General features: G+C 33.7%; 17 protein-coding genes. 12 read left to right on the top strand and 5 right to left on the bottom strand.

Features of this window, described 5'->3' with window-relative positions:
- The first annotated feature begins 7 nt into the window (after positions 1–7).
- From ACHRWY_RS06580 to ACHRWY_RS06560, 5 genes are all read left to right on the top strand, one after another.
- Positions 8–1,216, top strand: coding sequence for an NAD(P)/FAD-dependent oxidoreductase (locus ACHRWY_RS06580; protein ID WP_395353460.1), 1,209 nt, complete (start codon positions 8–10; stop codon positions 1,214–1,216).
- 4 nt (positions 1,217–1,220) lie between these two features.
- Positions 1,221–1,868, top strand: a complete 648-nt coding sequence (locus ACHRWY_RS06575) for an HAD family hydrolase (RefSeq protein ID WP_395353459.1) — start codon at positions 1,221–1,223, stop codon at positions 1,866–1,868.
- Positions 1,869–1,871: 3 nt separating this feature from the next.
- Entirely contained in the window at positions 1,872–2,444 is a 573-nt protein-coding gene (locus ACHRWY_RS06570; RefSeq protein WP_395353458.1) for a Crp/Fnr family transcriptional regulator, read from the top strand.
- 61 nt (positions 2,445–2,505) lie between these two features.
- Positions 2,506–3,171 carry an MBL fold metallo-hydrolase gene (locus ACHRWY_RS06565; RefSeq protein ID WP_395353457.1) on the top strand — a complete coding sequence of 222 codons (666 nt, stop codon included), beginning with the start codon at positions 2,506–2,508 and terminating at the stop codon, positions 3,169–3,171.
- A gap of 85 nt (positions 3,172–3,256) precedes the next feature.
- Positions 3,257–3,991 carry a hypothetical protein gene (locus tag ACHRWY_RS06560; RefSeq protein WP_395353456.1) on the top strand — a complete coding sequence of 245 codons (735 nt, stop codon included), beginning with the start codon at positions 3,257–3,259 and terminating at the stop codon, positions 3,989–3,991.
- Between the two features lie 107 nt (positions 3,992–4,098).
- Here ACHRWY_RS06560 and ACHRWY_RS06555 read toward each other — a convergent pair whose 3' ends face one another.
- Complete coding sequence (locus tag ACHRWY_RS06555) at positions 4,099–4,575, bottom strand: TspO/MBR family protein (RefSeq protein ID WP_395353455.1); 477 nt, start codon at positions 4,573–4,575, stop codon at positions 4,099–4,101.
- A 141-nt stretch (positions 4,576–4,716) separates the two neighbouring features.
- On the opposite strand from ACHRWY_RS06555, the gene ACHRWY_RS06550 reads away from it, so the two are divergent.
- The 5 genes from ACHRWY_RS06550 to ACHRWY_RS06530 all read left to right on the top strand — a co-directional run bounded on the left by ACHRWY_RS06550 (position 4,717) and on the right by ACHRWY_RS06530 (position 9,751).
- Positions 4,717–5,820, top strand: a complete 1,104-nt coding sequence (locus ACHRWY_RS06550) for a diphosphomevalonate/mevalonate 3,5-bisphosphate decarboxylase family protein (protein ID WP_395353454.1) — start codon at positions 4,717–4,719, stop codon at positions 5,818–5,820.
- Positions 5,821–6,003: 183 nt separating this feature from the next.
- On the top strand, positions 6,004–6,942 hold the full coding sequence (locus ACHRWY_RS06545) for a mevalonate kinase (RefSeq protein WP_395353453.1): 939 nt from the start codon (positions 6,004–6,006) through the stop codon (positions 6,940–6,942).
- Positions 6,943–7,015: 73 nt separating this feature from the next.
- Entirely contained in the window at positions 7,016–7,606 is a 591-nt protein-coding gene (locus ACHRWY_RS06540; RefSeq protein ID WP_395353452.1) for a hypothetical protein, read from the top strand.
- Between the two features lie 63 nt (positions 7,607–7,669).
- Positions 7,670–8,626, top strand: a complete 957-nt coding sequence (locus tag ACHRWY_RS06535; protein ID WP_395353451.1) for a geranylgeranylglycerol-phosphate geranylgeranyltransferase — start codon at positions 7,670–7,672, stop codon at positions 8,624–8,626.
- A gap of 216 nt (positions 8,627–8,842) precedes the next feature.
- Positions 8,843–9,751: a pseudouridine synthase gene (locus ACHRWY_RS06530; protein WP_395353450.1), complete on the top strand. Its 909-nt coding sequence runs from the start codon at positions 8,843–8,845 to the stop codon at positions 9,749–9,751.
- A 66-nt stretch (positions 9,752–9,817) separates the two neighbouring features.
- On the opposite strand, the gene ACHRWY_RS06525 is transcribed toward ACHRWY_RS06530, so the two are convergent.
- Both ACHRWY_RS06525 and ACHRWY_RS06520 read right to left on the bottom strand, forming a co-directional pair.
- Positions 9,818–10,420 carry a DUF937 domain-containing protein gene (locus tag ACHRWY_RS06525; protein ID WP_395353449.1) on the bottom strand — a complete coding sequence of 201 codons (603 nt, stop codon included), beginning with the start codon at positions 10,418–10,420 and terminating at the stop codon, positions 9,818–9,820.
- Positions 10,421–10,701: 281 nt separating this feature from the next.
- Positions 10,702–11,202, bottom strand: a complete 501-nt coding sequence (locus ACHRWY_RS06520; RefSeq protein ID WP_395353448.1) for a DUF456 domain-containing protein — start codon at positions 11,200–11,202, stop codon at positions 10,702–10,704.
- A gap of 200 nt (positions 11,203–11,402) precedes the next feature.
- On the opposite strand from ACHRWY_RS06520, the gene ACHRWY_RS06515 reads away from it, so the two are divergent.
- Positions 11,403–11,633 (top strand): hypothetical protein, encoded by a 231-nt coding sequence (locus tag ACHRWY_RS06515; RefSeq protein WP_395353447.1) that lies wholly within the window; start codon positions 11,403–11,405, stop codon positions 11,631–11,633.
- A gap of 47 nt (positions 11,634–11,680) precedes the next feature.
- Positions 11,681–12,160: a hypothetical protein gene (locus ACHRWY_RS06510; protein WP_395353446.1), complete on the top strand. Its 480-nt coding sequence runs from the start codon at positions 11,681–11,683 to the stop codon at positions 12,158–12,160.
- 297 nt (positions 12,161–12,457) lie between these two features.
- Here ACHRWY_RS06510 and ACHRWY_RS06505 read toward each other — a convergent pair whose 3' ends face one another.
- Together ACHRWY_RS06505 and ACHRWY_RS06500 are read right to left on the bottom strand one after the other, a co-directional pair.
- On the bottom strand, positions 12,458–13,576 hold the full coding sequence (locus tag ACHRWY_RS06505; protein WP_395353445.1) for a glycosyltransferase: 1,119 nt from the start codon (positions 13,574–13,576) through the stop codon (positions 12,458–12,460).
- The gene (locus tag ACHRWY_RS06500) at positions 13,573–14,517 is read right to left on the bottom strand and encodes a hypothetical protein (protein WP_395353631.1); all 945 of its coding nucleotides are present in this window, start codon (positions 14,515–14,517) and stop codon (positions 13,573–13,575) included. The genes ACHRWY_RS06505 and ACHRWY_RS06500 overlap by 4 nt, the downstream gene beginning before the upstream one ends.
- Positions 14,518–14,547 lie beyond the last annotated feature (30 nt).

Genomic DNA, 14,547 nt, shown 5'->3' with positions numbered 1-14,547 from the left:
ATAAAATATGATCAAAAATTTCGACATAATTATTGTTGGCGGAGGCGCCGCAGGTTTTTTTACGGCAATTAACATTGCAGAGAAAAATCCGAAACTTAAAATTGCCATTTTAGAACGAGGAAAAGAAGTGCTTTCTAAAGTACGCGTTTCCGGTGGAGGAAGATGTAATGTAACGCACGCTTGTTTTGAACCAAATGAATTAGTGAAATTTTATCCAAGAGGTGAAAAAGAACTTCGTGGACCTTTTCATCAGTTTTGTTCAGGAGATACCATTGAATGGTTTGAAAAACATGGTGTCGAATTAAAAATCGAAGATGATGGCCGAATGTTTCCGGTCTCAAATTCTTCGCAAACTATAATCGATTGTTTCCTCGAAGCAACCGGAAAATTAGGTATTAAAGTATTAACCGGACAAAGTGTACAATCCATTTTTAAAGCCGAAAATCATTGGAAAATTGATACTCAGGATGAAAATTACGCTACCGGAAAATTAGTTTTGGCCACAGGAAGCAATCCTAAAATATGGGAAATGCTGCAAACACAAGGACACGCGATTGTAAGCCCTGTTCCTTCCCTATTTACGTTCAACATTAAGGATTCCCGTATAAAAGAATTGCCAGGCGTTGCCGCACAAGTTACCGTAAACGTCAAAGATACTAAGCTCGAATCGACCGGGCCTTTATTAATCACACATTGGGGAATGAGTGGTCCGGCTATTTTAAAGCTTTCGGCCTGGGGAGCGCGGATTTTATTCGATAAAAACTATCAGTTTACTATTTATGTCAATTGGTTAAACGACATTGATAGTGAAGATGCTGAAAAAATCCTGAAAGACTTAAAACAGGAACATGCCAAAAAAGCCGTTTCGAAAAAATCCCCTTTCGATTTCCCAAATCGTTTATGGGAAAGTTTAGTTTTAGCATCGGCAATTGAAACAGAAACAAAATGGGCCGATTTATCTAAAATCCAATTGCAGACCTTAGCTTCTCAACTCACAAAAGCCGAATTTAAAGTAAACGGAAAAAGTACTTTCAAAGAAGAATTTGTAACTGCAGGCGGAATCGATTTAAAAGAAATCAACTTTAAAACCATGGAAAGCAAACTGCATCAAAATCTTTATTTTGCCGGTGAAATCGTCAATATCGATGCTATTACAGGAGGTTTTAATTTTCAGAATGCCTGGACAAGCGGTTTTATTTTAGCTCATAATATATAATACAATGAAATTTAAAGGAATTATTTTTGACTTAGACGGAACGTTAGTCAATTCATTAGAAGATATCTCAGATGCGATGAATACAGTGCTTACAGGTCTAAATTACCCCACTCATACTTACGATACCTATCAATATTTTATTGGAAGCGGTTTACGAAATTTGGTAAGCAAAGCTTTGCCTGCATCAAACAATACGGATGATCAAATTGAAACCTGTTTTGAATGTATGGTTGACGAATATCGTAAAGTCTGTACACTTAAAACAAAACCTTATGAAGGTATTCTGGAATTATTGAAGACGTTGTCCTCAAAAAACATCAAATTGGCTGTTTTTTCAAATAAGGCCGACGAACTTACTAAAAAAATAGCCGCAGAAATATTTCCTGATTATTTTGATACTGCTGTTGGCCTGAGCACAGAATTGCTTAAAAAACCAAATCCGTTTGAAGCAATAGAAATAAGTAAAAACTGGAACCTGAACACCGAAGAGATCATTTTCGTAGGCGACTCCGATATTGATATGCAAACGGCAACAAACGCCAGTATGTTTCCGGTTGGGGTTTCGTGGGGTTACCGAACCGAAGAAGAATTGAAAGCAAGTGGCGCAAAAATAGTCGTAAACAATCCTTCGGAGTTAATTGACCTCTTGTAAATCATGCATCCTTCCTTAAAAAAACAAATACTATCTATCGCGTCGTTTTCTGAAAATGAAATCGAAAAAATCGACGCTTGTTTTGAAGAAGAAAAGTTTACGGCTAAAGAATTTCTTTCTTCAATGGGAAAAACCAGTAATAAAATCTTTTTTATTGTTGAAGGTTTAGCACGGGTTTATTATTTAAAAGACGGCAAAGAAATTACGACTTATTTAAGCTGCGATGAAGGTTTTATTGCTTCCTATTCCAGCTTTATAAATCAATCTTCTTCTTTTGAAAATATACAATGTATTGAAGACTGTCAAGTACTTGCTATCCGATACGAAAAAATGCAGTCTTTATATACTGAAATCCCAAATTGGGAACGAGTTGGAAGAATTCTTGCTGAGCAAAATTATCTTTGTATGGCAGATCGCGTATTAAAACTTCAAATGATCCCTGCCAAAGAAAAATATCTTACTTTTTTGGCATCGGCTCCAGCCAAAATAATACAGCGAACACCTTTAATCTATATCGCTTCATTCTTAGGAATTACTCCGGAATCATTAAGCCGGATTCGTCAAAGCATTTCTTAACATTTATCAAGTAGCTTTAGGGACTGATTTTAAATCTTTGCAAATATAAAATTTAAAAAAGATGAAGAATATAGCTCCGGATGTTTACCAAATTCCTCTATTTCCCCGAAATGCCATTAATTGTTATGTAGTCGAAGATATCCTTATTGACGCCGGAATTAGAAGTTCAGGCAACATAATTCTAAATTCCATACAGAATAAGACTATCACAAAACACGTGTTGACTCATGCGCATGCAGACCATCAGGGAAGCAGTAAAACTATTTGTGATACTTTACAGATTCCGCTTTGGTGCAGTGCACTGGAAAAGGAAACGGCAGAAAACGGAAATGTGATTTTTGGGTATCCAAATCCCAATCATTTGATTTCAAAATTCCAAAAGAAATGCTGGGCCGGAAAAGGACATCCTGTATCGCATACATTAAAAGAAGGAGATCATATTGCAGGGTTTACTGTTATCGAAACTCCCGGACATTCTCATGGTCATTTATCCTTTTTCAGGGAAAAAGACGGCACCCTTATCGTTGGAGATGTGATGACAAACATGAATTTATTAACGACCAGTGTCGGTTTACATGAACCACCTCAGTTATTTACAACCAATCAGGAATTAAACCGAAAATCAATTAAAAAACTGGCTTTGCTAAAACCTAAAATACTTTGCTTTGGACATGGTCCTGTCTTATTTAATAATGGAGAATTAGAAAAATTCATAACAAAATTCTAATCTTCGAATTAACAAGATTTTACAGATTCGATAAGTTTTCATTAAGACAATTCTAATAATTTTACGCTCAGCTAAACACCAATAAATGAAAGTAAAATTACTTACTACAATATCTTTGTTAACCTACCAGTTTTCTATTTCTCAAACAGAAAAGTTACTTCACGGAAAAGTCTTGTCTAATAACTACCCGCTTAAAAAAGTAGAAGTTATAAATAAAACCGCTAAAACCAGCACAACAACAGATTATATGGGAGATTTTTCTATTTTGGTCAGAGAGAAAGACAGCTTGTTGTTTTTTGCTCAGGATTACTATTTTACAAGATTAAAAATATCTAGGGAAAATATTGATAAAAGCAATATTACCGTCAATATGGTTATCAAAGCTGAAGAATTAAATGAGGTCGTAATCACCAACATGAAACTCACACCATTTAAAATTTCCCAACAAGATATGGACGCTACAAAGTTTGCAAAAGATGCCGGATCTTTGCAAAAATATACTGGAGTTTATGACGGAACTATTCCAAATGGTATGGACTTCGGCCGAATGGGAAAAGGAGTTTTTAATCTGTTTAAAAATGATAAGAAAGAAGAACTTAAAAAGAAAACGGAGGAAACTGTTTTTAGAAAACTTGTAGCTGCATCAATTCCTTCCACTTTTTTCACCAGGGATTTAAAATTGCCTCCTGAAGAAGTTGAACTTTTTCTGGATTTCTGCGATGCTGATCCAAGATCTAAAAACCTTTTTGAAAACAATAATGTATTAAGTACAATGGATTTTTTGTACGCTAAAAACGAGATGTTTAAGAAACTGAAATAGTTTTCTTCAATTTTCTCCACTTTTATGAAAAACACAAGTAATAAAATAAAAAATACCAGCGAAAGAATAGCCAAAAGGATAACAAGAGTATCTGACTGATTGAAACTTTATTTATTCAACCACCAGATACTCGCATTCAAAACACCTGCAAAAGCCACCCATGCCATATAAGGAACTAATAAATAACCTGCAATTTTATTGATTTTTATAAATTTCAAATAAGTTTCATAAATGAATAACCATAAAAGCACAATTTCTATCAGGGCCAATAAAGGATTTTTTAATCCAAAGAATAAATACGACCAGATGGCGTTTAAAGTCAATTGAATCAAAAAGAAACCCAAAGCTTTTTTGACCTCTTCATTCTGTCCTTTTATTTTATCCCAAACTAATCCTGCTGCAACTGCCATGAAAATATAAAGTATGGTCCAAACCGGCATAAAAATCCAATTAGGCGGATTAAAAGCTGGTTTTATAAGAGTCGGATACCAGGTTTCAACACTAGGTCTTGTTACAGTACTGGCAGAATATCCTACTGCCAAACAAACGATTAAAGCTATTATAATCTTAGTTATCTTGTTCATTTTATCAAATTTTGAATTCAAAAATAGTCAAAAAGAAAGTGAAACCATACAAGTGATCTAAGTTCATTTAGTAAACGAAGCTTATAATTTCTTATATAACTTATAGGGTGAAAAAGCTATCTTTGCCAAAATTTATAATTCATGTTTACAGCAACTGATTTTATTCCTAAAAAATATACTTCGACCATCGAAAACGGAAATTTTGAATGGAGTGCTCCCAGCAATATTGCCTTAGTGAAATATTGGGGAAAAAAAGACAATCAAATTCCGGCAAATCCATCGGTGAGTTTTACTTTAAACAATTGCAAGACAATTACTAAGTTAGGTTTTTCGAAGCGATACACTTCGGCACCTCTGAATGAGACCAAAGATATTTTTTCTTTTGATTTGCTTTTTGAAGGAAAACCAAAAGAAGATTTTAAGCCTAAAATCCGGAAGTTTTTAGAACGAATTGAAATCTATTTGCCATTTTTGAAAGACTATCATTTTACTATTGACACCCAAAATACGTTTCCGCACAGTTCCGGAATTGCTTCTTCGGCATCAGGAATGGCAGCTTTGGCAATGAATTTCATGAGTTTGGAAAAAGTTTTAAATCCTGAAATGACAAATGAATATTTCTATCAGAAAGCATCATTTTTAGCCCGTTTAGGTTCCGGAAGTGCCTGCCGAAGCGTAAAAGGAAATGTAGTGGTTTGGGGAGATCAGAAAAATATTGAAGGTAGTTCAGATTTATTTGGGGTTGAATTCCCATATACGATTCATGAGAACTTCAAAAATTATCAGGATACTATTTTATTGGTTGATAAAGGCGAAAAACAAGTATCCAGTACTGTTGGACATGATTTAATGCACAATCATCCTTATGCCGAAAGACGTTTTGCCCAGGCTCATGAAAACCTCGATCAGTTAATTACCATTTTTGAAAGTGGAAATTTGGATGAATTCATTAAAGTGGTCGAAAGCGAAGCCTTGACTTTGCATGCCATGATGATGACCTCTATGCCGTATTTTATTTTAATGAAACCAAACACATTGCAGATCATCAATGCGATTTGGAAATTCAGAAATGAAACACAAATTCCGGTTTGTTTTACACTTGATGCCGGTGCAAATGTACATGTACTTTATCCCGAAAACGTTAGCGAGAAAATATTACAATTTATTCAGGACGAATTAGTTGTATTTTGTCAGAATCGTCAGTACATTTGCGACCAAATTGGAGACGGTGCAATTGCATCATAATTTTCCGTATCTTTAATTAAATTTTTGATTGATGGGCATCAAAGCAGAAAAAATCAAAGTAATGAAATTGATTATGGAATGTAACAATCCTATAATCATAAGAAAAGTTAGAGAGATTCTTGAGAAGGGATTAAATAAAAAATCTTCTACACCAAATAAAATAAAGAAAGACATTAAATAAACATGAAAGGACCATTATTTTACTCAAAAATATTACTCTTTGGAGAATACGGAATCATCCGCGACTCTAAAGGACTTTCTATTCCTTATAATTTTTACAACGGTGCTTTGAAGAAATCCGAAGAACCTTCGGCAGAAGCAATCGCATCAAATGCAAGTTTAAGACGTTACACTACCTATTTAGAAGCTTTACAAAATGAGCAGCCTGATTTGGTTACTTTTGATTTGTTAACTTTAAAAAATGATGTTGAAACCGGAATGTATTTCGACTCAAGTATTCCACAAGGATATGGAGTTGGTAGTAGTGGCGCCCTTGTAGCTGCTATTTACGACAAATATGCTACAAACAAAATAACAGTTTTAGAGAATTTAACCCGCGAAAAACTATTACAGCTAAAAAATATTTTTGCTCAAATGGAGAGTTTTTTCCACGGAAAAAGTTCTGGTTTAGACCCTTTAAACAGTTATTTAAGCATTCCCATTTTAATTAATTCTAAAGATAATATTGAAGCAACCGGTATTCCTACTCAAAGTTTTGACGGAAAAGGCGCTGTCTTTTTATTAGATTCAGGAATCGTAGGAGAAACTGCTCCAATGGTAAACATTTTTATGGAAAACCTAAAAGACAAAGGTTTCCGTACGATGCTTAAAAACCAATTCGTAAAATATACGGATGCTTGTGTGGAGAATTTTTTGCATGGCGACATGAAATCGTTGTTTACGAATACTAAAAAGCTGTCAAAAGTCGTTTTAAACAACTTTAAGCCCATGATCCCGGAACAATTTCACGGAATCTGGCAAAACGGAATCGACACAAATGATTATTATTTAAAACTTTGTGGTTCTGGCGGAGGTGGTTATATTCTTGGATTTACTGAGGATTTAGAGCGTGCAAAAGTTTCTTTAAAAGATTATAAATTAGAAGTTGTCTACCAATTCTAAATTTAAACTTCTTTAAAAAAACTGGCTTATTGAATACGCTTCCTAGAAATCATCACCCTAAAAGTTATTTAATATGAAGAGTATTTTAAAGATTATCAAAGCAACTTTTTTAGGCGGAATTCTATTTTTAGCACCACTTGTTTTGTTATTGATTATTCTGGAAAAAGGATATCATATCATTCAAAAAATTACGCTTCCAATAATAAGTCATTTCCCGAAAGTGAAATTTTTAGGATTGGCAATTGAGGAGATTGCAGCAATCCTGATCATATTTGTTATTTGTATTACTGCCGGCTTAATTGCCAGAACAGCTTATGCAAAAAGATTGATTCAAAGACTTGAAAACGGAATTTTAAGCTTCGTTCCCGGATATTCATTTATGAAAGGTATAAATGAAAGCATGATGGGTTTTGAATCTAACGAAAATTTAAAAGTTATACTCGTTCCTACAGATGCGGGTTTACAATTTGCCTTTTTAATCGAGCAAATAAACGAAAACAACTTTGCCGTCTTTGTTCCCGATGCACCAAGCCCATGGAGTGGTTCTGTATGCTTTGTAGAAAAAAAAGACATCACAGAAGTTGGAATTTCTCAAAAAGAAGCCTTAGCTTGCATTAGAAAATTAGGCCTCGGTTCTGCAGCATTACTAAAAGATAAACTTTAAGAGTTGCCTCAAAAACCAGTTTCAAAACAAACCTCAAATTAAACCCCAAACTAACTCTAAAAAATGTTAAGCAGACAGCACAAACTTTTAGTAATGAAAATTGTTAGTTTGTTCTCAGTAGTGAGAGGCTATAATATTCCTATTATTGTTTTAGCACAATATTTATCTGCGATTTTTATATTGGCTCCGGAAAAAAGAGCACTTGATATTTTACTTGACTTCAACTTATTTTTAATCGTTTTTGCCTCGGCCATTACGATTGCTTCCGGATATATCATTAATAATTTCTACGACAGCCAAAAAGATTTAATCAACAGACCTAACAAATCTATGCTGGACAGACTGGTAAGCCAGAAAACGAAACTTTCGGTTTATTTTACGCTTAATTTTATCGCTGCCTTAATGGCTTTAATTGTTTCGTGGCGCGCTTTTTTATTCTTTTCGGCTTATATATTTCTAATTTGGTTTTACTCGCACAAAATAAAAAAATATCCTATTGTTGGTAATTTGACTGCTGCATTTTTAGCTGTTTTGCCTTTCTTTGCCATTCTGTTGTATTTCTACAACAAGATTTCGTTCGAAGAAATTGAGGATCACATGAGCCATTTTATGGTAATTTGGTCACATGCCGTTTTCTTGTTTTTATTACTTCTAATTCGGGAAATGATAAAGGATTTAGAGAATCTGAAAGGCGATCTCGCAAATAATTACAGAACAATACCGATAATTTACAACGAAACAGTTTCTAAGCAAATCATTACAGCCTTGACGATATTGACAGTGGTTCCGGTTTATGTCTTAATCAACATTTACGACGTGGGGTATATGGATATTTATTTCTATGTGTGTTTTGCCGTATTATTGTTTTTCTTACTTTATTTATGGAAGTCGAATTCTAAAGAACAATATCTATTATTACATAACGTACTTAAATTTTTGATTGTTTCGGGTGTTTGTTGTATCGTTTTAATTAATCCCAGCGTTTTGTGGCACGGTAAAAATCTGCTTCTGAAATTTTAATTCGTCCCAAAGAGTTATTCAACATTAAAAAAAGGCTTTGTGAATCTCTGCGTAAACTTTGTGGATCTCTGTGAAATAACTTTCTCTCAAAATGCCTGAAAAAAAGCCAATTGTACGGCTCCTGCAACTCCAAAAAAAAATAGCTAGTAATCTAAGAACAATCAACTTAGGATTATTTAGCAAGAATAAACTATCTTTGCACAAATTACAGAATTTATGAACAATAAGGAAGGCAATAATAAAAGAGGCGGATCAAGACCAAATAGTTCAAGATCAAACTCTAGCAAGCCAAAACCTCCTATGGCAAAGCGTGCGCAAGGGCCAAAAAAAGTGAAACCTGCTGTTAAGGCTGCCGAAGAAGAAAAGGCAGAAAAATTGAAAAAACAGAATCAGGCTCCGAAAAGACAAAAAGCTGCAGACGAAATTCGTTTGAACAAATACATCTCTAACTCTGGTGTTTGTTCACGTCGTGATGCTGATATATACATTCAGTCCGGGAACGTAAAAGTAAACGGTGTTCCGGTAACTGAAATGGGTTATTTAGTAAAGTTAAATGATGTTGTAAATTTTGATGGTGTTGTTTTGACTCCTGAAAAGAAAGAGTACATCTTACTGAACAAACCTAAAAACTTTACAACAGCCCTTGACGAAGGTCAGGAGTACCGTAATGTGCTGGAACTGGTTCGTGGTTCTACAACAGCAAAAATTGCTCCTATTGGAAGAATGGACAAAAATACAACTGGTTTGTTATTGTTCACTAACGATACTGATATGATTCGTAAATTTACTTTACCGAGTCAGAAATCATCTAAAATTTATCAGGTTTCTTTAGATAAAAACTTGAAATTTGAAGATTTAGAAAAAATAAGCAAAGGTTTGGTTCTTGACGGACACCGCGTTTTTGTTGAAGAAATCAGCTATATTGAAAAAGAAGCAAAAAGTGAAGTAGGTCTTAAATTACGTTCATCTAATGTAAAAGTGGTTCGTGCAATTTTCGAAAACTTCGATTATGATGTTTTACGTATTGATCGTGTATCATTTGCTGGTTTAACCAAAAAGAATCTACCGAGAGGTAACTGGCGCTTTTTGACTGAGCAGGAAATTATCAATTTGAAAAACGTTTAAGAAACGAATCACAATTGATTTAAATATAAATCCTGTTTTACTTTGTAAGATGGGATTTTTTTTTATTTAGAAACTGAAAAAGTTGTGGCCGAAAAGTGTGAATATTGATCTTCCTATAGATTGGTTTTTATCTTCGACAGTTTCGTAACAGGAAAAACCAAGGATGATTTTGATTCCGGGCGGAATACTATTTAAAATATCTCTTTTTTGATCGTCTAAAAGCAGTTTTAAGCTTTCTAGTAACTGGATATTATTTTTAAGATAAGAGATAACTAATAAGGCTGAAAAGTTAAGTATTTCTCTTGCCGTCTCACTTTTGATTCCGACTTCATTAGAAATCATTTCAGAAATTCTTCCCTTTTTATTGGTGAAAATCTCTTTCAGCAAATCGTTTCCTTCTAAACGGTAACAATCATCTACTGATAAAATTCGGCCGGACGTAAAATCAACTTCCTGATAAAAGGTCGAATCATCCCTGACCAGTGAAACCATATTTTTATAAAAATCCGATTCTTCGGCCCTATTGTACAAACCCATTAAAACTGTACCTATCGAAACATCAATTCCCTTGATTAAAAGTGCATCGTTTTCAAAATAAAATTTATTCAGTTTTGAAACAACATTAGAAGAAATAAAGCGTCTAAGTTCAATTTGTAGGTTTGGGGTCATACGTAAATTGTTTAAAAATTATTTAAATCCACTCAAAATAATCGACAAAGTGAGGCTTTTCATCGTTTATCGGGATAAAAATATAAAATATTTTAACATTTCCAAAAAATAAGTTAAATCATGAATTGTAAAATTAACAATTGTTAAAGACAAAAATCCCAAAGCCCCAGTAAACATAACACCTTCGTTATCAAAACAAAGAAAAAATATTTTTGAAAAATTTTAGAAATTTAGCATAAAAACCGGAAATATAAGAAAAAGCTTAAACGCATGTTACATAATTAAAATAAAATTGTTCGATATTTCCATACGATATTCAGGAAAATTCCCAAAAAGATGACACAGAATAGAAAATTGATAAAACTGGACGCGAGAAAACCCAGCAAGGATCCCGTTGCTGCTTTTAGTGCTCGTTTATGATTTTTAGAATCGTAAATTAATTCCCCGACAAAAGCGCCTACAAACGGACCAATAATAACTCCAAATGGTATAGGAGCCAGAATACCAACAATTAAACCAATGTTGGTTCCCCAAATTCCATAAGAGCTTCCTCCAAATTTCTTAGTCCCTTTTGCCGGAATCACATAATCTAACACCGTAATAGTTATAGTAATCAAAAGTGTGATCCCTAAAACCCAATAATTGTTTTCGACAGCTTTAGTCAGATACAACAATAACAATCCAACCCAACAACTCGATAATCCGGGCAGAACAGGCAAAAAGCTACCAAAAAGCCCCACAATCATGCATATAAAACCAAGTAACACCAATAATAAATCCATATAATTTTGTAATTTTGCACCTACAAACACAGCAACAATAGAAGCGAATGTCCAGGTTTTTGCGATTCATACTATTTTTTTCCCTGATCATTTTGATCGGTATCAATATGCATGCCCAAACCAGGAAACTTTCAATTAACGACCAGTTATTACAAGACAGCATCTATAAAAGTAACAAGAAAAAAGTACTAAACTTTTCTATGAAAGATTTTGACGCTTTATTTTTCGATTTTTTTAATCGCAAAAATGATCCGGATATTGTTTTAAATAAAAGAGAGTTTTACAATTACACTGTTCAGATTGCTGCTTTTTCAGACAGACTAGCCTCTTTATATCCTGATCAAAAGCAAGTTGCAGCACAAAACAAAGAGAAATGGCTTTTAGAAAGCTATGAAGATTATTTGCAATATAAAGCATCCCAAAAAAAATAATCGTATTTTTATACCCTAATTTGTTCATTCAATTCAACATCAAAATCTTGAAGCAATTTTTCCTTTTTTTAGTGATCTTATCTTTCAATTCTTGTCAATATTTTGAGAAGCAGATTCCATCTGAAAAAGAATTACTTCAAAAAGAATTAAAATCGATCAACTGGAAAGAAGTTGACGAATATCCATCTGTGGCAAATTGCGAAAAAATAGCGGACAAGAAGCAGCGTCAGCAATGTTTTTTTCAGGTAATGTCGCAATTAATTCAGGAAAAATTAGACATTGACACACTTTCGATCTTATATCCGGAACTCGATACTATCGAAGTAAAAGTGACGGTTTTCCCAAATGCTACAATGAAATTCGAACCACAATTCCCTAAGGATTCTGTGGCTTATGACACAATTAAAATTGATAGTATTTTACATGCGCGTCTGGTCGATTTCCCCAAAATAAATCCAGCCCTAAAACGCGGGCTTCCGGTAAAAACTCAATTTATTTTACCTGTTATTCTTAAAGCTAAAGAGTAATTTTTTTTCACTATATAAGTGATATAAGTTCATGTCATTTTACTTATCCCTTAACTCTTTATCTGTATTGGGATTTAGGAGCTACTCCGGCTATTTGCTTGTATCTTTTCCTTGCTAAAGGAGCTAGAAAAAGGATACCGCTTCATCTGCGCCAGGGTTGTTGATTCGAATAGAAAACAAAAGAAAAAAAATCCGCTTAAATTCGTGTTTTCGCAAAGCGAATCCGTGTCATCCGTGTGCCCTATTAGCGTTCCAATATGACCAAAATATTATGCGTATTACATTCGAATCTGGAATTTATTTCCCAAATCTTCTTCCCTTCCATTCATAGGTTCCAAACAGACTATACAAAGCTACAGTCGTACTAAAAAAAGGATACAATAAACTACTTAAAATCAGACTTCTTATTCTCGCTTTAGTTAAAAACTGATTTGTTATATAAATCAAAATAAAATCAATTATAAACTTAGAAGAAACAAACAAAACCAAAATATACCAAGACCAAAAACCCAAAACAAAAAAGAAAAATCCAATTACAAAATTCAGGTTTCCAAAGAAAACAATCAATCCTAAAACTTTTCCGAAATTACTTTGATACGAACTCGTTTTTGCAGCCCAGCGTACCCTTTGATAAAATAAAGACGACCAGTTTTCAGTTGGCTTTGTAATAACAATTGCTTCCTTTGCTTTTAAATAATGAACTTTATCCGGGAATAAACCCACTGCTTTTTGCAATAAAAAAACATCATCACCACTCGCGATTTTGTTATTTCCTTCGAATCCGTTTAAGCTTTCAAATACTGTTTTTCTGTATGCAAAATTAGCCCCATTACACATAAAAGCTTTTTGAAGCCCAAAACTTCCAATAGTGGCACCTTGCAAACTCGTTAAATCTAATTGTTGAAAGTCATGCAAAAACAAATTTTCACATTTATAGGTAACTGCTCCGGCAAGCATTGAGACATTATTTTGCTGAATATAATGATCAAATGTTAACAACCAGTTTTCATGCACCAGGCAATCAGCATCTGTAGTAATGACCCAATTGTTTTTTACCTGTTTCATCGCAGTCGAAATAGCATCTTTTTTAGGAGAATTTGAAACACGGATGGCGTCAATAACCGAAACCTGAAACCTGAAACTAGATACAAAAATTTTCTCCCGGGAATTATCATCCACCAAAATCACCTCAAATAAATCATTTGGGTAATTGAGTTTTGAAAAACTTTGTAAAAGGTTCGGTAAATTATCAATTTCATTCCGAAACGGAACTATAATAGTAAAACTTGTCTGAGGTTTCAGACTTGTCCCGGCAGTCATGGGAATTTGAAAGTTTTTTACTTTCGTAAAACCGTAAATAATAAATAAAATAGTAATTACATAAATACTTAATATGGTATACAAAACCCAACTCATTCTTTTGTTATGGTTTTAAAATTCAACACAAAATAAGCCCCGATAATTACCGGTAAAACTACATTTAGAAACCACATTAAAGTGCTGATAAAAACTACAATCCATTCGTTTACGCCTAAAATCCCGAAGAAATAAATCGCAACACTTCCTTTTACCGCAAAATCTAAAAACTGAAAAGTAGGCAATGAAGAAGCTAAAAAATAAACCACAGCAATTGTAGCAATTAGTGTAAAATAAGGCAAATCGACATCAAAAGCCAAAAACAAAAAATAGTATTGATGTGAAAAAACCAAATAGCGCAAAACTCCCAGAAGAATGTTTTTACGATGAATAGGTTTCGGAATTTCATTAATTTTATGAACTAATTTTTCAATCGAGTATCCTTTGATTGTTATTTTCTTCAACGAAAACAAAACAACAAAAAGAAATACAAAAATTCCAAATAAAACAGCTACGGTTTTGGCTGTGATGATCCCATATCTGGCATTGAAATATAACAAGCCGAAAAGACCAAAAGCAACCGTTAAAATCATCTGGATTCCGTTACAAATTAAGTTCAGGAAAACCACTTTTTTAGCTTCAGCTTTTGGATAATACAAAGCTTTTCCGGCATACTCTCCTACTCCGTTTGGCGTAAAGATTCCGGCTGTCAGAGCCGCCAGCACTTGTTTTGTAGCTTCTCCCAATGAAATTTCGTGAATTAGTTTAGCTAAGTTCTGCCATTTAAGGATTTCGAAGTAACGATTCAAAACACTTAAAAGTAATATAAACCCAATTCCTAAAACCGACTGATTTTTACGGAACAATGTGATGAACTTTTGCCAGTCTAGTTTATCATTATTCGCCAACTGATTATAAATAAAATAAAAAGCACCACCTACAATCAAAAGTTTGAGCAGAAGAACAAGGAATTGTTTAGCTTTGTGAGGAATTGAAATCATGCTGCAAAAGTAATCAATTTGAAAATGCGG

It is taken from the genome of Flavobacterium sp. FlaQc-48 (assembly GCF_044007335.1).
Classification (GTDB): domain Bacteria; phylum Bacteroidota; class Bacteroidia; order Flavobacteriales; family Flavobacteriaceae; genus Flavobacterium.
Note: the sequence above shows the minus strand (reverse complement) of the source record. Positions and strands in the feature narration are given on the sequence as shown.